Consider the following 20,963-nt stretch of genomic DNA (forward strand, 5'->3'; position numbering starts at 1 on the left):
TTCCGCAGGACCCCACCATGCGCACGCTCTATCCGGCGATCACACCCTTCCGCACCCATCAGGTGGCGGTCGATGACCTGCACACCCTGTTCGTTGAGGAATGCGGCAATCCAGATGGCATCCCGGTGGTGTTCCTGCATGGTGGTCCGGGCGCCGGGGTATCGCCGACGCACCGGCGCTTCTTTGATCCCTTGCGCTATCGCATCGTATTGATCGACCAGCGTGGCAGCGGCCGCTCCACGCCATTCGGCGAGCTGCGCGACAACACGACGCAGCACCTGGTCGCGGACGTGGAGATCATCCGCGAGGCGCTGGGTATCGACCGCTGGCTGGTGTTCGGGGGATCGTGGGGTTCCACGCTGGCACTCGCCTACGCCCAGGCACACCCGGAACGCGCAACCGGTGTCATCGTGCGCGGCGTGTACCTCGGCCGCGCCGAGGAGAACCGCTGGTTCGCCGAAGCCGACGGCGGTGCGCGCTGGATCTTCCCGGAGCGCTGGGCGCGCTACGAGGCATACATCCCTGAAGAAGAGCGCGGCGACATGATCGCCGCCTACTGGCGGCGCCTGGACAGCCCGGACGAAGCGACCCGCATCGCGGCGGCGCAGGCCTGGCTGGGGTGGGAGGATCACGCCGCCACGCTTGAGCACGATGTGGATGCGGTGTCCGCTGATGATCCGCTGCATACGCTGGCCAAGGCGCGCATCGAGGCGCACTACTTCCGCAACCACGCCTTCCTCGAACCTGGGCAGCTGCTGCGGGATATCGACCGCATCCGGCACCTGCCGGGCGTGATCGTGCAGGGCCGCTACGACATCATCTGTCCGGCGCGCAGCGCGTGGGATCTGGCCTGCGCCTGGCCTGAAGCATCGCTGCAGATGGTCGTGTCGGGCCACAGTGCAACGGAACCTGCGACGGCAGATGCGCTGGTGCGCGCCACCGATGCCTTCGCCGGCAGGCAGTAAGGAGCGGCAGTGGATTCGATCTACCTGGTTGTCGCGCTGGGCGCCATCGTCGCCGGCTTTGTGCAGGGACTTTCCGGCTTCGCCTTCGGGCTGGTGGCGCTGTCCTTCTGGGCCTGGGTGCTGGACCCCAGGCTCGCGGCGACGCTCTCGGTGTTCGGTGCCCTCACCGGCCAGCTGCTGGCGGCCTTCACCGTGCGCCGCGGCTTCAACCTGAAGACCCTGCTGCCTTTCGTTCTGGGTGGGTTGGCCGGCATCCCGCTGGGCGTCTACCTGCTGCCCCTGCTGGACATGAACTGGCTCAAGGCGATCCTGGGCACCCTGCTGGTGCTGTGGTGTCCGGCCATGCTGCTGTCACGCCAGCTGCCGCGGGTCACCGCCGGCGGGCGCGCGGCGGACGGCGTGGTGGGGTTCGCTGGCGGCATCATGGGTGGGCTGGGTGGCTTCACCGGCACGCTGCCGACGCTGTGGTGCACGCTGCGCGGCTATGAGCGCGATGTGCAGCGCTCCGTCGTGCAGAACTTCAATCTGTCGATGTTGCTGGTCACCATGGGCACCTACGTGGGGACGGGCATCGTCACCCGTGACATGCTGCCGATGTTCGCCATCGTCGCGCCGGCCATGTTGATCCCGACCCTGCTCGGCACCCGCGTGTACATCGGTATCAGTGATCTGCGCTTCCGCCAGATCGTGCTGAGCCTGCTCACCGTTTCCGGGATCGCGTTGCTGGCGTCTTCGCTGCCGGCACTGCTGGGCTGGCGCTGAGGCGAGCCGGTTACAGCGGCAGGCGATTGCCGACGAAGTTGACCACGTTCTCCATCGCATCGGGATCGACATTGCTCAGCCCGATCACCACATAGCCCTGGCTGGGCAGCACGATGAGCGCGGCATTCGCGCCGGGCGCCCCGCCCTCGTGGCCATACTGGCGCCGCTCTTCCTCGCCACTCACCATGAAGCCGTAGCCGTACCAGCCTTTGGTGTTCTGCGGCGAGGTGGCTGCCTGCACCGCCGCGGCCGGGATCAGCCTGCCAGCGCGCAGCGCTTCGGCGAAGCGGAGCAGATCCCGGGCGGTGCTGTAGCCGCCGCCCGCCGACGTGCCTCGCAGCGGCAGGGTCCGGGTCTCGCGCACCCAGCGGCCGTCGCTGAGCGTGTAGGGAATGGCGCGGCCGGACACGCGCGCAGCCTCCGGCATGGCGCCCGTCGCCGTCATGCCCGCCACGCGAAAGATGTGCTGCTCGATGTAGTCCTCGTAGGGCTGCCCGGAGGCCGCCTCGATGATCGAGCCGAGCAGGATGTAGCCGTAGTTGGAGTACTGGTCCTGGGTGCCCGGCTTGAAAGCAGGCGCTGCATCCCCGTACACAGCCCAATAGTCGTGCAGTGTCTTGAGGGACGCTTTGCGGGTCTCGAACGCGTCGTCGAAGATCTCGCCCAGGCCGCTGGTGTGGTTGAGCAGCTGGCGGATCGTGACCGCCGTGGCTACCGCCTGGTTGGGGTAGTCCTCCAGGTGGCTGGCAATCGTATCGTCCAGCGAAAGCCTGCCAGCCTCGGCCAGCTGCAGGATGCCCACTGCGGTGAACATCTTGTTCAACGAGGCGAGCCTGAACTTCGTGGCCGCATCGACCGCGACACCCTGCTCGCGGTCAGCCAGCCCACCCTGCCAGGTCATCAGTACCTCGCCGTCCTTCGCCAGCAGGAAGCTGCCGGAGAGTTTGCCGTCTGCCTGCAGCCCGTCCAATCGCGCGCGGCTCTGCGCGATGAGCGCGGGCATCTCAAGCCGCGCGGGTTTGAATGCGTCGGGTATCTCGGTGCCCTCCAGCTGCAGCGTCTTGAGCCGGGGTCTGTTGTCAGGATCGATGGCCACGGTGATCAGCACCCCGCGATCGCTCGATGTGCCCCGCACGATGGCGGCGATGGTATCGGGCGTATCGACGGTCCTGGTCAGCACGTCGAACGGGCCGAAGGTCTCGCGGATGTCCAGATACTGCTGCGCGGTGTGATCGATCCCGTAGGTCGACAGCACCGCCTGCAGTTCCTGGCGGTCGCCGGCGTTGTAGGCCGCCAGCCAGCGAGTGAAGATCTGCTCGGCCTGCGCAGGGTCGGTGGGCACCCTCGCCCAGCTCGAGGTGCTGAAGAGCAGCAGCACCACCATGAGTGTTCTGATCGGCAACATCCTGTCCTCCTTTCCGCTGGGCTGCCGTCCGGCAGTCGGAGGGAGTATGCCGCGTCGCGGGACCACCTGGGCTGTACCGCCTGCTTTTCAGAGGGCCTGCCCTGATTGCGACGACCACCGCCCATATCGCGAGAGACGGGGCCCGAGCCGCGGTCTACGCTTGTCGCCTGTCCGCTTCCGGGTGCCAACGCCGCTGATACCCAGGCATCGGCACCCTCCCGCTCCTGATCCCGGCCCATGACCACTGAAACCGCTGCCCCGCCCGTCATCCCCACCGAACCGATCACCCCGGCCCCCAACCAGGGTTTCGCGATCCGCATCGTCGGCGCTGCTGCCTTCGCGCACCTGCTCAACGACATGATCCAGGCCGTGCTGCCGGCGGTGTATCCGATGTTCAAGAGCGAGTTTTCGCTCACCTTCGGCCAGATCGGCATCATCGCCCTGGTGTACCAGGTCACCGCCTCGCTGTTGCAGCCATGGGTGGGCATGTACACCGACAAACGGCCGCTGCCGTACCTGCTGCCGTCGGGCATGATCGCCACCTTCGTCGGCATCGCCCTGATGGCGGTGGCGACCAGCTACGAAATGCTGCTGGTTGCTGCGGCGATCGTCGGCATCGGTTCGGCCACCTTCCATCCCGAAGCCTCGCGCGTGGCGCGCATGGCCTCGGGCGGCCGCTTCGGCACCGCGCAGTCCACTTTCCAGGTCGGTGGCAATACCGGCTCGGCGATCGGGCCGCTGCTGGCGGCCTTGATCGTGATCCCGCACGGGCAGCGTGCCATTGCATGGTTCATGCTGGCGGCTGCGTTGGCCATCACCGTGCTGTTCCGTCTCACCGGCTGGACCGTGCAGCACGGCCAGGCAAAGATGAAGAGCCTGGCCAAGAGCCACGGCGTCGGGTTGAGCCGCGGCAAGGTGATCCAGGCCATCGCAGTGATCGCGGTGTTGATGTTCGCCAAGTTCGTCTACATCGCCTCGTTCACCAACTACTTCACCTTCTACCTGATCGAGCGCTTTGGCCTGAGCGTGCAGCAGAGCCAGATGTACCTCTTCATCTTCCTGGCCTCGGTCGCGCTGGGTACCTTCATCGGTGGTCCGGTCGGGGACCGGATCGGGCGCAAGGCGGTGATCTGGATCTCCTTCCTCGGTGTTGCGCCGTTCGCGCTCGCCCTGCCCTACGCCAACCTGATGGGCACCGCAGTGTTGGCGGTGGCGGTCGGGCTGGTGATGTCCTCGGCCTTCGCGGCGTTGGTGGTGTACGCGCAGGAAGCGGTACCGGGCCGTGTCGGCATGGTGTCGGGCCTGATGTTCGGTTTGATGTTCGGCATCGGTGGCATCGGCGCGGCCGGGCTCGGGAAGCTGGCCGACGTGCACGGCATCGTGTGGGTCTACCACTTCACCTCGTATCTGCCGCTGCTGGGGCTGGCGACAGCGTTCCTGCCGAAGACCACGATGCGCTGAGGCGCGCGCATCAATGGAAGAACTGGCTCGGCAGCTGGCCGAAGCGTTTCTTGAACATGGCAGTGAAGGCGCTCGGACTGGCGTAGCCCAGCGAGAGCGCCACGTCGATCACCTTCTCGCCGTGCGCCAGCTGCTCCAGCGCACGCAGCAGACGCGCCTGCTGGCGCCATTGCCCGAAGGTCATGCCCAGCTCGCGTGCGCACAGGCGCTGGATGGTCTTGACGTCCACGCCCAGCCGGCGCGCCCAGTCCTGCAGGGTGGAGGGATCGTCCGGCGTGGATTCCAGCTGCTGCCCAATAGCGCGCAGCCGCGGGTCGGTCGGCTGCGGCAGATGCAGCGGCAGCACCGGCAACAGCTGCAGCTCATCCAGGATCAACTGCATCAGCCGCCCGTCGCGGGAATCGGCTTGATACGGCGGCGCGACGTCCATCGCCGCATGAATCAGGGCGGCCAGCAAAGGCGTGACCGAGACCGTCGAGGCGCTGGCTGGTGGCTGGGCGATCGCCTGCGGCAGGATGTACAGGCTGCGCATGCCGACCGCGCCGATGCAGCTGACCTTGTGGCCCATGCCGGCAGGAATCCAGATCGCGCGTGTGCTGGGCACCACCCAGCGCCCTGCCCCGGCCTGCACCACCAGCACGCCGGATTCGGCGTAGACCAGTTGGTGCCGGTCCGGATGGTGATGCAACGCGATGATCGTGCCGGCGGGATACTCACGCGCCCGACAGAACACCGGGGTCTCCGGGCCGGCCGGCAGCCGCTTGCCCTCGCCGACGCCCGGGGCGATGTCCTTTCTCCGATATGGCATGGCAATACCCTCGCAAACGGCCTGCCCGAGGACTCTACCGCGTCGGCGGTGTTTTCGACATCGCGCTGCGGCTATCGGGGCTTGGGCGGTGCCACGACCTCGACCCAGGTGGGCGCATGGTCGCTGGGTTTTTCCAGCGCCCGCACCCAGCGGTCCACCCCGGCATCTTTCAGGCGGGGCGCGAGCACCGGATTGAGCAGAAGATGGTCGATGCGCAGCCCGCGCTCGCGGGCGAAGTGCTCACGGAAGTAGTCCCAGAACGTGAAGATCTGTGCATCGCCATGCACCGCGCGCAGGCTGTCGGTCCAGCCCTGGTCGAGCAGCGCCTGATAGGCCTGGCGGACCTCGGGCTGCAGCAGCGCGTCCTTGCGCCACGATTTGGGATCGTAGATATCCGCATCCGTGGGCACGACGTTGAAGTCGCCGATCAGCGCGACCGGATGCGGCAATGCGACCAGCGTTTTGGCGTGCTTGTGGAGCCGCTGCATCCACTTGAGCTTGTAATCGAACTTCGGGCCCGGCTGCGGATTGCCATTGGGCAGATACAGACCCGCCACGATCACGCCATGCGCGGCCGCTTCCAGATAGCGGCTCTGGTGGTCTTTCGGGTCGCCGGGCAACCCGCGGCGGCTTTCGATCGGGTCCTGGCCGCGCGCAAGCAGCGCGACCCCGTTCCAGGATCGTTGTCCCTGCCAGATGCAGCCGTACCCCGCCTCGCGGATCGCCGCCTCCGGGAACGCCTCCTGGGTGGCCTTGAGTTCCTGCAGTGCCACGATATCGGGCTGTTCGCGCGCCAGCCACGTCAGCAGATGGGGCAGCCGTGTCAGCACACCGTTGACGTTGAAGGTGGCGATTTTCAGGCGCTTTCTGGCGGGCATGGCGCGTGGCTGGCGGTGGCGGTGTCTGCCATCGAGGATTGCCCTGTTTCGATCAACCTGCCGCGAATGCGGGGCGAGCGTGGCGTGACGATGGCGGGGCGTTGATCGCGCATTGACCCGCGGCGCGTCACAGTAAGCGCTGGTTCCACACTGGCAAGGTGCATCCATTGCGCGGAAGGTCATGAAGACGTGGAAGGTTCTGCCGCGGCGTTTCTATCAGCGGCACCCGGCCGAGGTAGCGCCGGAACTGTTGAACAAACTGCTGGTGCGCGATGACGGTCGCGCCGGGCGGATCGTGGAGGTGGAGGCGTACGCGGGTGACCAGGATCCGGCAGCGCACTCCTATCGCGGGATGACCGCGCGCACCGCCACGATGTTCGGCCAAGCCGGCCATCTCTACGTCTATTTCAGCTACGGCATGCACTGGGGCTCGAACGCGGTGTGTGGGGACGTCGGCCAAGGCTGGGGCGTGCTGCTGCGCGCACTGGAACCGGTTGCGGGGCTGCAGCTGATCCGCGAGGCGCGTCCGGCGATCAAGCGCGAGCGCGACCTGGCCAGTGGCCCGGGCCGCCTGTCGCAGGCGATGGGCATCACCAAGGCGCTGGATGGCGCGGATCTGGTCCGTAACGACCGCGGCATCCGCATCGTGTCCGATGGGATGGCGCCACCCGCCGCACCGGTGGTCGGGCCGCGGATCGGGATCAGCAAGGCGATCGAGTTTCCATGGCGCTGGCATGTGCCCGAGCACCTGCATGTGTCAAAAGTGCCACACCGACATAAGCATTGAAGTTCTGTAGACAATCTGCTGTCGATTGTCTCACGGGGTATCAGTGACTGCGCGGGGCATGGCACCATGCATCCTGTAGAAATCCGCACCATCCAGGTCGATGGCGGAGCAAGCCTGCGGCTACCTAAAAATGAAGATGGAGCTACGTGACAAGCATGTCTTACATCGATTGCAAGTCTGCCCTTTCCTCGCTTTTGCTTGATCGGACATTGAAGGTGGTAGCCTTCTCTGGTCCTTGGGGAGTTGGTAAAACACACCTCTGGAAGGGAATCCAAGAGGATTCGCTCGATCCACTTGTCAGAAACGCGATGTATTGCTCGTTGTTCGGCGTGACCAGCATCCGCGATCTGAAGCTAAAGCTCGCTCAAGCAGCCGTGCTTCAGTCCAGCGGTGGCGGAACCGTCAAAGAGATGCTCGGGAACGTGGTATCCGTCGGTAAAAAGGCCGCAACAGCTCTCCACCCAAGTTTCGAGGCACTGGATGAAATAGGCTTCATGGCGGTCCCCATGTTGTTGAGGGGTAAGCTGATCGTCATCGACGATATCGAGCGCAAGCATGACTCCCTCCATGTCAACGAAGTTCTAGGCTTTGTTGAGGAATGCGCCCAGCGACTCGGCTGTAAAATCCTGCTGATCCTCAATGTAGAAAAGCTAACTGACGACTTCATCTGGCGCCAGTTTAGAGAGAAAGTAGTAGATGAAGAGCAACGCCTGGTGATGTCTCCTTCTGAGGCGACAAGCATTGCACTTTCACTTCACAAAAGCCGAGGGTTGACGCCAGCTGCCGCGCCGGAGCTTCCAAATCAATTTCGCGCCGCGATTGAAGCTTGCCAGATCACAAACATTCGCGTCATCTCCAAGCTTGAGCGTCTTGTAAGGCGCATCCTTGGTGAGGCAGGCAAGCTCGACACGGCTATCCATGACAGAGTCGTTCCGTCAGTGGTACTCCTTGGGGCGATTCATCATCGCTCGCTTGACAACGCACCCGATTTTGAATTTGTCGTCAATTACCGCTCAACATTCAGCGAGACTGCGGATCGTGTTGTGGCGTCAGATCGCGACGCTGAAGCTCCACACGCCGGTAGAGAAGGCTGGATTCTACTCATGGATCGCCTTGGAATAAAATCCTGCGGCTTGTTCGAAAAGGCCATTGTCAGATACCTAGAATCCGGGCAGATTGACGCCCGCTCTATTCAGGAGGCGATTCGAGCATTCTCAGAAAACCGCTCCGCGCTACTGGTACGGGTCGCGGCAGAGAAGTTTCTGGAGGATCGCAAATGGAATGTAAAGAAGCCCGATCGGTCCTTCTTGCATGACCTTGAAATCATCAGGGCGGGTGTTCAATGGCTCGACGCTACATTGCTCGACGCCATTTATTATCAAGCAGGCGAAGTGAGTGGCGGCCAAGCGGTGGCTGATGAGCTGATTGATGCGTGGGTATCCGCTTTTGAGCAGCGATACTCCTCTGGAGAAGAGGCTGTACCCGCGCCAGGCCACACGTTGCTTCATGAAAAGATATTGGATGTGGTGCGTCGAATGCGCGCAATCAGCCTTTCACGAAACTCGCTTTCTGGTCTGTGCAGTCGGGCCAACGAAGGAAAGGAGCTAAGCGAGAGCGACCAGGCGCTGCTCTCCTCCGTTACCACGGAAGACTGGACTCAAGCCCTGCGCCGCGCGACCGGACAGGAACTTAAGCTCATTGTTCTACAATCCCTTGAATTTCATCGAGCCAGATATGAGGACAAAAAGTACGAGTACGGGCGAGTAGCGCACTGCTTTGTTGAAGCCTGCTGCTTGATAGTCAACGCCCCGCATAGTTCAGGAAGCGATGACCGCCAAAATGCGCGACTCGCGGCGGTGCTGGAGGGTCAGTTTAAATCCTCCGGGTTGATCCAGTTGCTTGAAGACAACCATTCTGAGGCGTTTTCAGATCCGGCGGAAGCTGAATAGACGATGTTCGCCTGAATTGAGGAGTTGCGGACAGTTCCACGTCACTACTCGAAGCGAGGCAGCACGTGAAACGATGTTGAAGGTTAAGCTGGCAAAGTGGACCTTTCAGTTCAAGAGGGTCCGCCAGTGAGTCGAGATGCTCCACTCTCACCTTTCGCTCGCCCGCTCACCTCCCCTGCACGCCGCCTGCGGCGCGGGTTGCTGCGGCTGTTCGTCCTTGTCGTCTGCATCGTGGTGGCCGGCGTGCTCTGGAACAGCCCGATCGCGGAATCACCGCGGGCACTCTGGCGCCTGTCACAGATGCCTGCACCGACCGCGCTGCCCGTCCCCGTGGCGGGCGTGGCCGCGCGCCAGGTCGCCGACACGTTCGGCGCACCGCGTGGACGCGACCGCACGCATGCCGGCGTGGACATTTTCGCCAAGCGCGGCACCGAGGTGCGCAGCGCCACTCCGGGGATCGTCGCCGACATCCGTGAAAGCGGCCTGGGCGGGCGCCAGGTCTGGGTGATGGGCCCTGCGCGCGAGCGCTATTACTACGCGCATCTGGATGATTGGCGCGAGGGCCTGGCTCGTGGCGATGTCATCGAACAGGGCACCGTCCTGGGCTACGTCGGCGATACCGGCAATGCCAAAGGCACCCCGCCGCATCTGCACTGGGGCATCTACGGAGCCGACGGTGCCTACGATCCGCTGCCGCTGCTCAAGGCCTGGCCGGACGCGCCCTGAAGGTGCGTGCAGAGCGCCTTCACAACAAAGCGCGCTGGACTAACACCCACGCGCCTAGCGTCGGATGCTCAAACCCAACGGCAGTACCTCCATGGCGATCAAGACCGCAGAAGACCTGTTCATCCACGAGCTCTCGGATATCTACAGTGCAGAGAAGCAGCTGACCAAGGCGCTGCCCCGACTGGCGCGTGCCGCCTCCAATCCCGACCTGGCGGCCGCATTCACGACGCACCTGGAAGAGACGCAGGGCCAGATCGAGCGCATCGACCAGGTGGTGGAACTGCTGGGGATCCGGCTCAAGCGCATCAAATGCGCCGCGATGGAGGGGCTGGTCGAGGAAGGCAAAGAGGCAATCGACAGTATCGAGGAGGGCCCGGTCCGCGATGCCGCACTGATTGGTGGCGCGCAGAAGGTGGAGCATTACGAAATCGCCTCCTACGGCACGATTGCCGCGCTGGCCAAACAGCTGGGCTACAAGGCAGCCGTGCCGCTGCTGCTGGAAACGCTCAAGGAAGAAAAAGACACGGACGAGAAGCTGACCCTGCTGGCCCTGGCCGGCGGCGGCAATGCCAAGGCCGCTGCGGCCTGACCGTTCCGCTTCTCCTCCGGCATTGCGTTGTGCGGGGAGATGACCTCCCCGCGCAGCGCGTTTCGCTTTCCGCGCTTGATCGCCGCCCTTGATCACAAACAGGAGCCTGCATGTCACTGCCCCCACCCGTTCTTTACCACGCCTCGCTTGAGCATGCCGACGAAGATGAGGCCACGCATATCCGCGAACTGACCGAGGTGTTCGCGCGCATGGCGCTGACCGTCGCCGAGCAGGAAGGCCACGCCCACCGTGCGGTGCACGCCAAGGGCCAAGGGTTGTTGAAGGGCCGGCTACGTGTATTGGACGGGTTGCCGGCCGAGTTGCGGCACGGCCTGTTCGCGCGGCCGGGCAGCTACGACGCACTGGTCCGGCTGTCTTCGCCACCGGCCGAGCAGCTGCCAGACTCGGTCTCCACCCCGCGCGCGATGGCGCTCAAGGTGATCGGCGTGGAAGGCCCGCGCGCCGAGGGTGCGGAGGAACAGCACACCCAGGATTTCCTGATGGTCAACGGTCCGGCGTTCAACACGCCCGGCGTCGCCGGCTTCCTGCGTTCGGCCAAGCTGCTGGCCGCCACTACCGAGCGGATGCCGCGTACCAAACGCATGATCTCAGCCACGCTGCGCGGCGCGGAGGCGGCGCTGGAAGCCGTCGGCGGGGGAAGTGCCACGCTGAAAGGCATGGGCGGCGAGCCGCAACACCATCCGCTGGGCGAAACCTTCTTCAGTCAGGTGCCCTTCCTCTATGGTCCCTACATGGCCAAGTTTTCACTGGCCCCGATCTCACCGGCGCTGCTTGCGCTGACCGGCGACAAGATCGGCTCGGACGAAGATGCGCAGCGAGAGGCAGTGGTGTCCTTCTTCACCGACCTGCCCAATCCGGTCGAATGGGAGCTGCGCGTGCAGCTGTGCCGCGACGTCGAACGCATGCCGATCGAGGATGCGTCGGTCGCGTGGCCGGAAGCGGACAGTCCGTTCCTGCCGGTTGCACGCCTGAGCGTTGCGCAGCAGGAAGCGTGGCAGCCTGCCAGCTCGCCGGGTATCGAGGACGCACTGGCATTTGCCCCGTGGCAAGCGCTGGCCGAGCATCGCCCGCTGGGGGGCTTGAACCGTGCGCGTCGCGTGGTGATGGCCGCCTCGCGTCAGTTCCGTTCGCGGTTCAACGGGTGTCCGATCCACGAACCGGTGGGATGACACTCAGCCTGTTGCTGCTGCTCAGGCCATTGCAGTAACCCTCAGGCCGGGGTGTGCAGTTCCATGGCGCGCATCACGATCGGCTTGGCCCAGTCAGGCGTCTGCAGCAGCTCGATCGCCGAGGCCGGATAGTGCAGCCCGTTGCGATCCAACTGCAGCACCGGCAGCGGTTCGGCGCCGTCGGCATCGGCCGGGGCGCTGTTGTCGTAGACATGCAGCTCGGCCAGGTGCGGCAGCAGGGCCAGCAGATTCTCGCGCGAGGAATCGTAACGGGCGCGGATCTTGTCGGCGGGGATGTCATGCCCGCCACGGCTGACCCGGCCCGCGACGCGTGCCATGTGCAGCTCCACGCTCTGCAGGCCACAGAACCAGATGGCCACGTGGTGACGGTCGCAGGCCTCACGCAGCAGGCGCGGGATGGTGTTGCCGCCCAGGGTGGTTTCGAAAGCGAAGTCGCCGCCCTCGTCGATGGCCTGCCGCAAACGGCGTGCGCCCTCGTTCCACGCGGCGGCATTGGCATCCCCCAGCGCCCAGCCGGCCTCCACCAGGCGGCGGGTGAACGTATCCGGGTTGAACCAGGTCAGGCCTTCTTCTTCCAGCCACATGCCCAGCAGCGAACTTTTGCCGGCGCCATTGACGCCGGCCAGGACCAGAATCCGCCCCATCGGTCAGAGCGGACTGCCGAGGGCGACCTTGCGGCCGCGGCGGATCGGCTGGCCCAGCACCTTGCCCAGCCCGCCATCGTGGCCGAGGCTGGCCAGGGTGGTATCGAACGCGGCGCGCAGGCGTTCCAGCTCGCCCACGCGCTCATCAAGGTCGCCGCCGGCCGCCTTGGCCAGCAGTTCCTGGTAGGTCTTGATGTCCACGATCACCGCTTCGGGATGATTGTGGTTGGTGATCACCAGTGCCTGCTTCTCGCGGACGGTCCGCATCAGGCTGGGCCAGCCGCGGGTTTTGACCGAGGAGGCGGTGGCCTTCTCAAGGCCGGGCAGATCCAGTGGCAGGGTCATGGCACGTTCCAGGACGGGATGGGCCCACTATACCCCTTCTGGCCAAATTGGACATAAATCCCATTTTGGCCAGAAGGAGGCCGCGGTCACCCGTCAGCGGGACATCGAGTACGGCTGCTCGGCGCCCTGCCCCGGCCAGGCCTTGTTCGGCTCGGCCTGCAGCGTGAAGCGCAGTTCGCCGCCGGCCAGGATCTCGTCGTGGCGCAGGAAGGTGCGCTGCAGCGGTTGGCCGTTGAGGGTGACCGAGCCGACGTAGTCGTGGCCCTTGCCCAGCCCTTCGGTGACGATGGTGAAGGTCTTGCCGTTGGGCAGGTGCAGCGCCGCCCTGGGCAGGAACGGACGGCCGATGATGTACTCGCCGCTGCCCGGGGCCACCGGGTAGAAGCCCAGTGCAGTGAACACATACCAGGCCGACATCTGGCCGAGATCGTCATTGCCCGCCAGGCCATCGGGGCGGTCGGCGTACTGGGTGTCCATGATCTGCTTCAGCCGCGCCTGGGTGCGCCATGGCTGGCCGGCATGGGCATACAGGTACGCCACGTGGTGGCTGGGCTCATTGCCGTGCGCATACCAGCCGATCAGGCCGGTGATGTCTTCCATGTGCTCGAAGATCGACGGGTCGACCTTGGCCTCGAACACCTCATCCAGCCTGGCCAGCAGTTTATCGCTGCCCCCGTGCGCGGCGGCCAGACCGGCCACGTCGTGTGGCACGTACCAGGAGTACTGCCAGGCATTGCCTTCGGTGTAATCGGTGCCGTAGCCGCTGGCGCTCGGGTCGAACGGCGTGCGGAAGCTGCCATCGCGCTTGCGCGCGCGCATGAAGCCGGTGTCCTTGTCGAACGCATTGCGCCAGTTCGTGGCGCGCTTCTCGAACTCGCCGGCGACCTTCGTGTTGCCCATGGCCTTGGCCATGCGCGCGATGGTCCAATCGTCGAAGGCGTATTCCAGCGTCTTGCTGGCGGCCTCGCCTTCTTCATCGATCGGCACCCAGCCCAGTTCGCGATACTGCGCGATGCCGTCGTACGGACCGTAGTTGGCGGTCGCCACCATGGCGGCCAGTGCCTTGTTCTCATCGAAACCACGGATGCCCTTGAGGTAGGCATCGGCGATCACCGGCACCGCGTGGTAGCCGATCATGCACCACGTTTCCTGACCGTGGAATGCCCACACCGGCAGCATTCCGTAGGCGCTGTTGTGCTGGTGTGCGAGCAGCGAATTGATGAAATCGCTGTTGCGCTTTTCCGGCTGCACCAGGGTCAGCAGCGGATGCAGGGCGCGGTAGGTATCCCACAGCGAGAAGGTCGAATAGTTGGTGTAGCCCTCGGCGCGATGCACGGCGTTGTCCGAGCCGCGGTACTGGCCATCGCTGTCCATGAACACGGTCGGCCCGAGCAGGCTGTGGTACAGCGCGGTATAGGCACTGCGGCGGTCATGCTCGGGGCCGTCGATATCCAGCACCGACAGCGCCTGCGACCACTGCGCTTTTGCCTCGGCGCGGACGCGGTCGAAATCGAAGCCGGGCACTTCGCTTTCCAGGTTGGCGATCGCACCGGCCTCGCTGACCGAGGAAATCGCCACCGTCACCACCAGCGGTGTATCCAGCTTGCCGAAATCGAAGGTGCCGACCAGCTGGCGCCCTTCAATCTGCGCACGCTGCGCGGGGCTCTGGTGCCCCGGCGGCGGGAAGCCCTTGTAGGCGATGTCGGTCTCGGTGTTGTGGAACTCGTGACCGGTCAGCGGCCGGGAGAAACGCATCGCGAAATACAGCTGCCGGCCCGGCGCCCAGCCGCGGGTCTCGCGGAAGCCGGTGATGGTGCCGTCCTCGCGGGCGCGCAGCCGCGACCACAGGATCTTGCCGGGGTAATCGTAGAGGCTGGTGCGCAGGTCCAGGAGCACGCGCGCCGGCTGGTTGGCCGGGTAGGTATAGCGGTGCACGCCGACGCGGGTGCTGGTGGTCAGCTCCGCGCGCACCTTCGGATCATCCAGCGTGACCGCGTAGTAGCCTGGCTCGGCGCGCTCGTCGTCGTGGCGGAAGCGCGAGGTGTAGCCGCTGCCGGGCTTGTCGGGGTCGCCCCGCTCCAGGCTGGCATCGGTGCGCACCGGCATCAGCAGCACATCGCCAAGATCGGAATGGCCGCTGCCGGAGAAGTGCGTATGCGAGAAGCCGACGATGCTGCTGTCGTCATGCCGATACCCTGCGGCCCAGCCATAGGCCTTCTCGCGCGGCTGGATGCGGGTATCCGGGCTCAGCTGGACCATGCCGAACGGCACCGTGGCGCCGGGATAGGTATGGCCCTCGCCCGCCGTGCCGATGAACGGATCCACCGCCGCGTACGCGCGCTCGCCGACCTTCGCCGGTGCCGCCGTGGCGGTGCCGGCCACCAACATCGCCCCTACCGCGAGCCCCAACCACCGTACCGTCCCCGTTTTTGTCATGGCGTTGAATTTAGATCGATTCAGGTGGGGTTGATCCTAGCACTGGCCGATCGGGCTGACATGTTGCGGTGCGGGTGTTACCGGCGCCGGCCCTCCTGGCCGGCGCCATGGCGGCGCAGTGGGTGACCGGACCGGACCGGCGTTACGCCGGGCGCGCATCTTCCGGCACCGCTGCCACCGGCAGCGTCGGCTGGGTCACATCCACCGTGACCGGCTCATCGCTGCGCATCAGGGCACGGGCTTCGGCTTCGCTGGCCACCGCCGGCGGCGACCCCCGCAGCGGCATGCCGGCGGTCTCGCGCACGAACAGCATGGTGATCACACCGATCACCGCCGCCCCCATCAGGTAATACGCCCGCACCAGCGGATCACCGGTACGCTCCACCAGCCACGCAGTGACCAGCGGCGTGGTGCCACCAAACAGCGAGACCGACACATTGAAGGCGATCGACAGCGCGCTGTAGCGCACCGGGGTATAGAACAGTGCCGGTAGCGTGGACGGCATCGAGCTGGTGAAGCACACCAGCGCCACGCCCAGCAGCATCAGGCCCAGGAAGATCAACCAGTCATTGCCGCTGCCGACCAGCTTCAGGCAGGGGATCGCCAGCAGGAACAAGGCGATGCAGGCACCGATGATCATCGGGCGGCGGCCCAGGCGATCACTGAACAACCCGCCCAGCACATTGAGCGGCATCATCACCAGCATCACGATGATGATCAGCAGCAGCCCCTTGCTCTCGGCATAGCCCATCGTCACGCTGAGGTAGCTGGGCATGTAGGTCAGCAGCATGTAATCGGTGACGTTGAACACCAGCACCAGGCCAACGCAGATCAGCAGCTGCGCCCAATGCACGCGGAAGAGCGCACCCAGGCCGGGGCGTTCGTGATCGCGCTTCTCGGCCTCTTCGGCGTACGCACGGAACGCCGGCGTCTCTTCCAGCTTCATGCGCATGTACAGGCCGAGCAGGCCCAGCGGACCGGCCACCAGGAACGGAATGCGCCAGCCCCAGTCCAGCATCTGCGTGCTGCTCAGCGCCATGTGCAGCGCGGTGACCGTGCCCGCGCCGGCGATGTAGCCGCCCAGCGTGCCGAACTCGAGCCAGCTGCCCATCAGGCCGCGGTTGCGGTCGGTCGAGTACTCGGCGATGAAGGTCGCCGCACCCCCGTACTCGCCACCGGTGGAGAAGCCCTGCACGATCCGGGCGAGCAGCAGCAGTGCCGGGGCCCAGATGCCGATGCGGTCATAGGAGGGAATCAAGCCGATGCTGAAGGTGCCCAGCGCCATCAGGATCATGGTGAAGGCCAGCACTTTCTGGCGGCCGTACTTGTCGCCGAGTGGCCCGAACACCAGCCCGCCCAGTGGACGCACCAGGAAGGCCACGGTGAAGGTGGCGAAGGTAGCGATCAGCTGCGCGGTCGGGCTGCTGTCGGGGAAGAACACGTGACCCAGCGTGACGGCGAGATAGCCATAGACACCGAAATCAAACCACTCCATCGCGTTGCCGAGTGCGGCCGCACCCACGGCCTTCTTGAGCATCGGGCGATCAACGACGGTGACTTCGTCGACGTGCATCTGGCGGCGGCGTTTGAACCAGCCGAAATGGGCATGTGCGGCATGCAGGTCCTGCATCTGCTTTCTCCTGGAAGCAGGCCATCGCGGCGCCCGAGGTCCCGCGCACGGCACAGGAAACACCGCCTCTGATGACACAGCGCGACGCGCGAAGAGGGGTTGCAACAGACGATCCCGGACGGCCGCGTGGACTCAGCGACGCTGCGGGATGGATGACCCGGAAGCGGGCAATGGCCCGGGGGTGATCAAGCGGGCCATGATACTACAAATGACGCCGGCGTTCCCCTCGCTGCTCGTCCGGAGCGCGTGGAACAGCCTGTTTCAGGCGTTTCAGCGGTCTTTCATGTGATGAACGCACGCAGGCGCAGCAGGTCCAAACCGCGGCGTACTGCGCGCCAATGCGCGTATCGGAGGACGCATCCTGCTGGCCTGCGCGACCCGCATCCTTCCGTTACGGACCGCGTTCCAGCGCATCAATCAGCGGCGCCAGATCCTCGCGCTCATGCGGCCGTACCGCGCGGGCGATCTCCTGGCCATCGCGCAGCAGGATCACGGTCGGCCAGAGTTTCACGGCAAAGGAGCGGCCCAGTGGCCGCCCCTTCCCGTCCTCGACCTTCAGGTGCGTCGCGTCATAGCCACCGAGAAACTTCTGCAGCAGTGGCTGGGCGGCGCTGCAATGGCCGCACCAACCGGTGCCGAATTCCAGCAGCATCCATCCGCTGCCCGCGTCGATGTCGGCACGGGTGATGTCGGACGGGCTGTATTCGCGGGCGAAGGCCATGGGCGGTGTCTCAGGACAGGGCGCGCTGGATATCCTCCAGCGGCGCATTGGTGAAGTCCTTGGCGAGATCCTTGAGCAGGCGCTCCTGCGTTTCCTTGTGCAGCAGCGGACGGATACGGCCCAGGGTCTGCGGATCGGCGATCAGGATCAGGTGCGCGTAGCGGTTCTTCAACGCGTCTTCATTCAACTGTGCCGCCACCTGCTTGGCAAACGTGGCCTCGTTGAGCTGGGAGATGGTCATCTCCTGCGGCACCGAGCCGGACGGGCCCTGCCCGGACGCGCCGGTATCGCTCACGGCCTGCAGCTGCAGTTCCCCTTCCTGCTTGAGCTGCAGCTTGTGCGCGGTGCCGACGTTGGTGAACACGCGGGCCGAGCCGCCATCGGCTACAACGACCAGGGTACCTTCGGGAATCTGCTGACTCATCATCTACTCCTTATGGGGAAAACCGAGCGCGGGTGCACTCGGGTTCCACCGTAGGCAACCGAATGTATGCGCAGTGCATACGGATGTATGCATCGTGTATGCAGCCCCGTCGCACCCTACTCCGCGGGCGGTCCGGGCAGGGCCATGTCCAGGTGCCGGGCGAAGAAGCGCGCCATCACCCGGTACGCCTGCTGGCTTTCCGGCAGCCGGGCGTCGAGGTGGAAGGCGTGGCCCAGCCCGTCCCAGACGTGCAGGTCCGACTGGCGCCCCAGGTCCACCAGCCGCGAATGGGTATAGGAAACGTTGCTCAGCTCGGCTGCCCGCGTTGCAGTGATGAACAGCGTCGGCGGAAACTGCGCAAGCACCGCATCGGAGAAGACCGGCGACACCAGCGGGTCACGGAAGTCCACCGGGCCGTAATAGAGGTCTTCCATGATCGGCAGGCTGCCATCGGCGTGCGGCAGCAGTGCATCGGTGACGGCAGCGGCCACGTAGCGCGAATCGCCGCCGTAACGCGCATCGCCACCGGCGCAGAACAGCCCGGCCGCTGCTGGCATCGGCAGCTTTTCCTTGGCGAACCACGCCAGCGATTCGCCGGTCAGCACGCCGCCAGCCGAGCAGCCGAACACGCCGATATGCGCTGCGGGCCGCGTTTCCAGTGCCGCGCGGTAGACCGCCGCCACGTCCTCACTGGCGGCGGGGAACCGATGCTCCGGTCCCTGCCGATACTCTACGGCGACAACCGTGGCACCGGTCATCGCGGCGACCGGGATCGCCTCAAGAAGACCGATGCTGTCGGCGCGGCCGAACACGAATGCACCACCGTGCAGCTCGATCAGCAGGCGACGCTGCGCCGGATCGGCTGGCGCGCTGCGCGGCTCGACCCGCACCACCGGCACCCCGTTCCAGGTTTCGTGGTGCAGTTCGACCGGATAGCGCTCGCGCAGCGCCTTGATCTCGCCGTAGGCCCAGTCATCGGCGCCCTTGCGGATCGTCGCCAGCTCTTTGAGCACGGTGGCGTTATCCATCTTCGCGACCGGATCACCGTTGACGACGGCGCTGCGCATGGCTGCCTGTGCTTCCGGGCTCAGATACGGCGAGAGCGGCAGCGCAAACCCAGGCACGTTCCGGACCCCTTCGGCGGTCGCCGGCACGGGCGCGGCGGCGGTCGTACCGCTGGCCGCCACCAACAGCGCCAGCGGCGCGAGCTTTACTGTCCAACCCATCTGCTGCACTCCGCTGAGAAATCGGGCGACAGAATAGCTGCTGCGTCGTTGCCACGCCGCGCAGATCCGGCTCGATCCTTGCCCGCCGCGCAACACTCTTTCGCTTATCGACGGCTGTTTGAGCCAGAGTGCCCCGCGCAGACTGGGCGGCCTTCCGCTTTGTACCCACCTCACATGAGCATTCACCTTCCCGGCCGTGTCGGCTTCGGCACCGCGCCCCTCGGCAACATGTACCGCGCCATTCCCGAACAGGAGGCACTGGCAACCGTCCACGCCGTGTGGGACCAGGGCATCCGCTACTTCGACGTCGCCCCGCTGTATGGCGCCGGCCTGGCCGAACGGCGGCTCGGCGAAGCGCTGCAGCACTACCCGCGCGATGCCTATGTGCTGAGTACCAAGGTCGGCCGCCGTCTGCTGGATGAAACCGAAGACGCCGCCAGCCGCGACCTGGGCGAGAAAGGCGGCCTGTTCGAGCATGGCCTGCCCAACAAGATCGTCTATGACTACAGCGCCGACGGTACGTTGCGCGCCATCGAAGAAAGCTTGAAACGCCTGAAGACGGACCGCCTGGACATCGTCTGGATCCACGACCCGGCCAAGGATTTCCATGGCGAGAACTGGCGCGCCGTGTTCCACCAGGCCATGTCCGGCGCCGCGACCGCGCTGACCCGGCTGCGCGAGGAGGGGGTCATCAAGGGTTGGGGCTTGGGCGTCAACCGGGTCGAGCCCTGCGTGATGGCGCTGCAGCAAGCCGACCCGGATGGCTTCGTGCTCGCCGGGCGCTACACCCTGCTGGATCATGATGAGGCACTGGCCAGCCTGATGGCGGCCGCCGAAGCGCGTGGCGCCCGCATCGTGGTCGGTGGTCCATACAACTCCGGCATTCTCGCTGGCGGCGCGCATTACGAGTATCAGAAGGCCGGTACCGACGTGCTGCATCGGGTCGGGCGCCTGCAGCAGGTAGGCGCGCAGTTCGGCGTGGACATCCGTGCGGCGGCGCTGCAGTTCCCGCTGGCGCACCCGGCCGTGGCGGGCGTGATTCCCGGTGCCAGCCAGCCCGGCCGCATTGCAGAGAATCTTGCGTTGGCCAAGGTCGCGATTCCGCCGGCGTTCTGGAGCGCGTTGCGCGAACACGGCCTGGTCTCGCCGCACGCGCCGTTGCCGACCGACTGAGTTGGCGCACAGGCGCCGCTGACAAAGATCATGCCAGCGCTGGCAGCGCCGGGAGCGCTCGGCGCCGTGGCTGAACCCTGCGCGCCGGCGGCCCGCGGCCATTACGGTGTAAAATTCGCCGTTTTAACCGGAACAATGGCCAAAACCGCGCAACGGACGCCTGTCCCGGGCCCGGCCTTCATCCGGCTGCTGGCCCGTCTGGCTGAAAGCAACCTGTCCTCGACGGGCCCGGCCCTGTCGGACCGGCTAAGCGAATGGGTGGACTGGACGCGGGCGGTGACCTTGTCCAAGGCGCTCGATGGGCGGCTGCCGCCTGCGGTGGAGGGGCCGGATTTCGATGCCGACGAGGATGCGGAATGCCAACGGATCCGCGCGGTGTTGGAAGCCACCATTGTTCAGGAACCTGAGCCTTCCAGGCCGGTTCGGCGCGCGGTCGAGGCCGAAGCGACCGAAACGCCCATCGAATTCGCCGTGTACCGCGAGCGCTACGTTACCGTGCAGCGTTCCATGCTCGGCGCCACCAGCCGCCTGCGCGGGCGGCTGCGCGACATGCTGACCCGCCGCTCACCCGAGCTGGCGCGGCTGGCCGAGGTGGATGCGCTGATGGAGCAGACCCTCAGCGCCCGCGAACACAGCCTGTTGGCCAAGGTGCCGGTGCTGCTCGGGGTGCATTTCGAGCGCCTGCGCGATGCCGCCAGCGACGCGGCCTGGCTGGAGGTGTTCCGCCGCGACATGCAGAGCCTGCTGCTGGCCGAGCTGGATATTCGTTTTCAACCGATCGAAGGCCTGCTTGCAGCGCTTCGCACCCACTAACCGGGACGTC

19 protein-coding genes and 1 pseudogene are annotated in these 20,963 nt (G+C 65.6%); 10 read left to right on the top strand and 10 right to left on the bottom strand.

The features are described 5' to 3' along the window. Window positions 1-17 precede the first annotated feature (17 nt). Together pip and NJD74_RS16635 are read left to right on the top strand one after the other, a co-directional pair. Complete coding sequence (gene pip, locus NJD74_RS16630) at window positions 18-965, top strand: prolyl aminopeptidase (protein WP_319624609.1); 948 nt, start codon at window positions 18-20, stop codon at window positions 963-965. A 9-nt stretch (window positions 966-974) separates the two neighbouring features. Then, window positions 975-1,727, top strand: coding sequence for a sulfite exporter TauE/SafE family protein (locus tag NJD74_RS16635; RefSeq protein ID WP_070474045.1), 753 nt, complete (start codon window positions 975-977; stop codon window positions 1,725-1,727). A 10-nt stretch (window positions 1,728-1,737) separates the two neighbouring features. Here NJD74_RS16635 and NJD74_RS16640 read toward each other — a convergent pair whose 3' ends face one another. Further along, a complete protein-coding gene (locus tag NJD74_RS16640; protein WP_319624610.1) occupies window positions 1,738-3,111 on the bottom strand; it encodes a serine hydrolase domain-containing protein in 1,374 nt (457 codons plus the stop codon). A gap of 258 nt (window positions 3,112-3,369) precedes the next feature. On the opposite strand from NJD74_RS16640, the gene NJD74_RS16645 reads away from it, so the two are divergent. Then, a complete protein-coding gene (locus NJD74_RS16645; protein WP_070474041.1) occupies window positions 3,370-4,593 on the top strand; it encodes an MFS transporter in 1,224 nt (407 codons plus the stop codon). 10 nt (window positions 4,594-4,603) lie between these two features. Here NJD74_RS16645 and NJD74_RS16650 read toward each other — a convergent pair whose 3' ends face one another. Both NJD74_RS16650 and xth read right to left on the bottom strand, forming a co-directional pair. Next, complete coding sequence (locus NJD74_RS16650) at window positions 4,604-5,401, bottom strand: helix-turn-helix transcriptional regulator (RefSeq protein ID WP_102789269.1); 798 nt, start codon at window positions 5,399-5,401, stop codon at window positions 4,604-4,606. 101 nt (window positions 5,402-5,502) lie between these two features. Further along, a pseudogene (xth, locus tag NJD74_RS16655) lies at window positions 5,503-6,279 on the bottom strand (exodeoxyribonuclease III); the annotation flags it as partial. Between the two features lie 181 nt (window positions 6,280-6,460). Here xth and NJD74_RS16660 point away from each other — a divergent pair. The 5 genes from NJD74_RS16660 (at window position 6,461) to NJD74_RS16680 (ending at window position 11,520) form a co-directional block, all read left to right on the top strand. Then, window positions 6,461-7,066: a DNA-3-methyladenine glycosylase gene (locus tag NJD74_RS16660; protein ID WP_319624611.1), complete on the top strand. Its 606-nt coding sequence runs from the start codon at window positions 6,461-6,463 to the stop codon at window positions 7,064-7,066. Window positions 7,067-7,221: 155 nt separating this feature from the next. Continuing rightward, on the top strand, window positions 7,222-9,015 hold the full coding sequence (locus tag NJD74_RS16665) for a hypothetical protein (RefSeq protein ID WP_319624612.1): 1,794 nt from the start codon (window positions 7,222-7,224) through the stop codon (window positions 9,013-9,015). A gap of 126 nt (window positions 9,016-9,141) precedes the next feature. Then, window positions 9,142-9,741 (top strand): M23 family metallopeptidase, encoded by a 600-nt coding sequence (locus tag NJD74_RS16670; RefSeq protein WP_319624613.1) that lies wholly within the window; start codon window positions 9,142-9,144, stop codon window positions 9,739-9,741. 91 nt (window positions 9,742-9,832) lie between these two features. Further along, on the top strand, window positions 9,833-10,330 hold the full coding sequence (locus NJD74_RS16675; protein ID WP_070427396.1) for a ferritin-like domain-containing protein: 498 nt from the start codon (window positions 9,833-9,835) through the stop codon (window positions 10,328-10,330). A gap of 110 nt (window positions 10,331-10,440) precedes the next feature. Next, window positions 10,441-11,520, top strand: a complete 1,080-nt coding sequence (locus NJD74_RS16680; RefSeq protein WP_319624614.1) for a catalase family protein — start codon at window positions 10,441-10,443, stop codon at window positions 11,518-11,520. Window positions 11,521-11,561: 41 nt separating this feature from the next. On the opposite strand, the gene NJD74_RS16685 is transcribed toward NJD74_RS16680, so the two are convergent. The 7 genes from NJD74_RS16685 to NJD74_RS16715 form a co-directional block, all read right to left on the bottom strand. Further along, a complete protein-coding gene (locus NJD74_RS16685; protein WP_319624615.1) occupies window positions 11,562-12,185 on the bottom strand; it encodes a hypothetical protein in 624 nt (207 codons plus the stop codon). Between the two features lie 3 nt (window positions 12,186-12,188). Next, entirely contained in the window at window positions 12,189-12,530 is a 342-nt protein-coding gene (locus tag NJD74_RS16690) for a type II toxin-antitoxin system prevent-host-death family antitoxin (RefSeq protein WP_319624616.1), read from the bottom strand. A gap of 93 nt (window positions 12,531-12,623) precedes the next feature. Further along, window positions 12,624-14,918 carry a GH92 family glycosyl hydrolase gene (locus tag NJD74_RS16695; protein WP_070474027.1) on the bottom strand — a complete coding sequence of 765 codons (2,295 nt, stop codon included), beginning with the start codon at window positions 14,916-14,918 and terminating at the stop codon, window positions 12,624-12,626. A 190-nt stretch (window positions 14,919-15,108) separates the two neighbouring features. After that, complete coding sequence (gene proP / locus NJD74_RS16700; RefSeq protein ID WP_319624617.1) at window positions 15,109-16,596, bottom strand: glycine betaine/L-proline transporter ProP; 1,488 nt, start codon at window positions 16,594-16,596, stop codon at window positions 15,109-15,111. Window positions 16,597-16,987: 391 nt separating this feature from the next. Continuing rightward, window positions 16,988-17,317 (bottom strand): thioredoxin family protein, encoded by a 330-nt coding sequence (locus NJD74_RS16705; RefSeq protein WP_019184574.1) that lies wholly within the window; start codon window positions 17,315-17,317, stop codon window positions 16,988-16,990. Window positions 17,318-17,327: 10 nt separating this feature from the next. Beyond that, on the bottom strand, window positions 17,328-17,741 hold the full coding sequence (locus NJD74_RS16710; RefSeq protein WP_019184575.1) for a host attachment family protein: 414 nt from the start codon (window positions 17,739-17,741) through the stop codon (window positions 17,328-17,330). Between the two features lie 116 nt (window positions 17,742-17,857). Then, a complete protein-coding gene (locus NJD74_RS16715) occupies window positions 17,858-18,967 on the bottom strand; it encodes an alpha/beta hydrolase fold domain-containing protein (protein ID WP_070474022.1) in 1,110 nt (369 codons plus the stop codon). Between the two features lie 174 nt (window positions 18,968-19,141). Here NJD74_RS16715 and NJD74_RS16720 point away from each other — a divergent pair, with 174 nt between their 5' ends. Both NJD74_RS16720 and NJD74_RS16725 read left to right on the top strand, forming a co-directional pair. Next, window positions 19,142-20,140, top strand: coding sequence for an aldo/keto reductase (locus tag NJD74_RS16720; protein WP_319624618.1), 999 nt, complete (start codon window positions 19,142-19,144; stop codon window positions 20,138-20,140). A 135-nt stretch (window positions 20,141-20,275) separates the two neighbouring features. Continuing rightward, window positions 20,276-20,953 carry a DUF3348 domain-containing protein gene (locus tag NJD74_RS16725; protein ID WP_070474018.1) on the top strand — a complete coding sequence of 226 codons (678 nt, stop codon included), beginning with the start codon at window positions 20,276-20,278 and terminating at the stop codon, window positions 20,951-20,953. The last annotated feature ends 10 nt before the right edge of the window (window positions 20,954-20,963 follow it).

The sequence above is a fragment of the Stenotrophomonas sp. RG-453 genome, assembly GCF_033843685.1.
Taxonomy (GTDB): Bacteria; Pseudomonadota; Gammaproteobacteria; order Xanthomonadales; family Xanthomonadaceae; genus Stenotrophomonas; species Stenotrophomonas bentonitica_A.

Excerpts from the sequence above, each read along its gene's own strand:
- pip (WP_319624609.1), top strand. The coding sequence starts at position 18 with ATGCGCACGCTCTATCCGGCGATCACACCCTTCCGCACCCATCAGGTG.
- NJD74_RS16640 (WP_319624610.1), bottom strand. The coding sequence starts at position 3,111 with ATGGTGGTGCTGCTGCTCTTCAGCACCTCGAGCTGGGCGAGGGTGCCC.
- NJD74_RS16645 (WP_070474041.1), top strand. The coding sequence starts at position 3,370 with ATGACCACTGAAACCGCTGCCCCGCCCGTCATCCCCACCGAACCGATC.
- NJD74_RS16650 (WP_102789269.1), bottom strand. The coding sequence starts at position 5,401 with ATGCCATATCGGAGAAAGGACATCGCCCCGGGCGTCGGCGAGGGCAAG.
- NJD74_RS16660 (WP_319624611.1), top strand. The coding sequence starts at position 6,461 with ATGAAGACGTGGAAGGTTCTGCCGCGGCGTTTCTATCAGCGGCACCCG.
- NJD74_RS16665 (WP_319624612.1), top strand. The coding sequence starts at position 7,222 with ATGTCTTACATCGATTGCAAGTCTGCCCTTTCCTCGCTTTTGCTTGAT.
- NJD74_RS16675 (WP_070427396.1), top strand. The coding sequence starts at position 9,833 with ATGGCGATCAAGACCGCAGAAGACCTGTTCATCCACGAGCTCTCGGAT.
- NJD74_RS16680 (WP_319624614.1), top strand. The coding sequence starts at position 10,441 with ATGTCACTGCCCCCACCCGTTCTTTACCACGCCTCGCTTGAGCATGCC.
- NJD74_RS16685 (WP_319624615.1), bottom strand. The coding sequence starts at position 12,185 with ATGGGGCGGATTCTGGTCCTGGCCGGCGTCAATGGCGCCGGCAAAAGT.
- NJD74_RS16690 (WP_319624616.1), bottom strand. The coding sequence starts at position 12,530 with ATGACCCTGCCACTGGATCTGCCCGGCCTTGAGAAGGCCACCGCCTCC.
- NJD74_RS16695 (WP_070474027.1), bottom strand. The coding sequence starts at position 14,918 with ATGTTGGTGGCCGGCACCGCCACGGCGGCACCGGCGAAGGTCGGCGAG.
- proP (WP_319624617.1), bottom strand. The coding sequence starts at position 16,596 with ATGCAGGACCTGCATGCCGCACATGCCCATTTCGGCTGGTTCAAACGC.
- NJD74_RS16705 (WP_019184574.1), bottom strand. The coding sequence starts at position 17,317 with ATGGCCTTCGCCCGCGAATACAGCCCGTCCGACATCACCCGTGCCGAC.
- NJD74_RS16710 (WP_019184575.1), bottom strand. The coding sequence starts at position 17,741 with ATGAGTCAGCAGATTCCCGAAGGTACCCTGGTCGTTGTAGCCGATGGC.
- NJD74_RS16715 (WP_070474022.1), bottom strand. The coding sequence starts at position 18,967 with ATGGGTTGGACAGTAAAGCTCGCGCCGCTGGCGCTGTTGGTGGCGGCC.
- NJD74_RS16720 (WP_319624618.1), top strand. The coding sequence starts at position 19,142 with ATGAGCATTCACCTTCCCGGCCGTGTCGGCTTCGGCACCGCGCCCCTC.
- NJD74_RS16725 (WP_070474018.1), top strand. The coding sequence starts at position 20,276 with ATGGCCAAAACCGCGCAACGGACGCCTGTCCCGGGCCCGGCCTTCATC.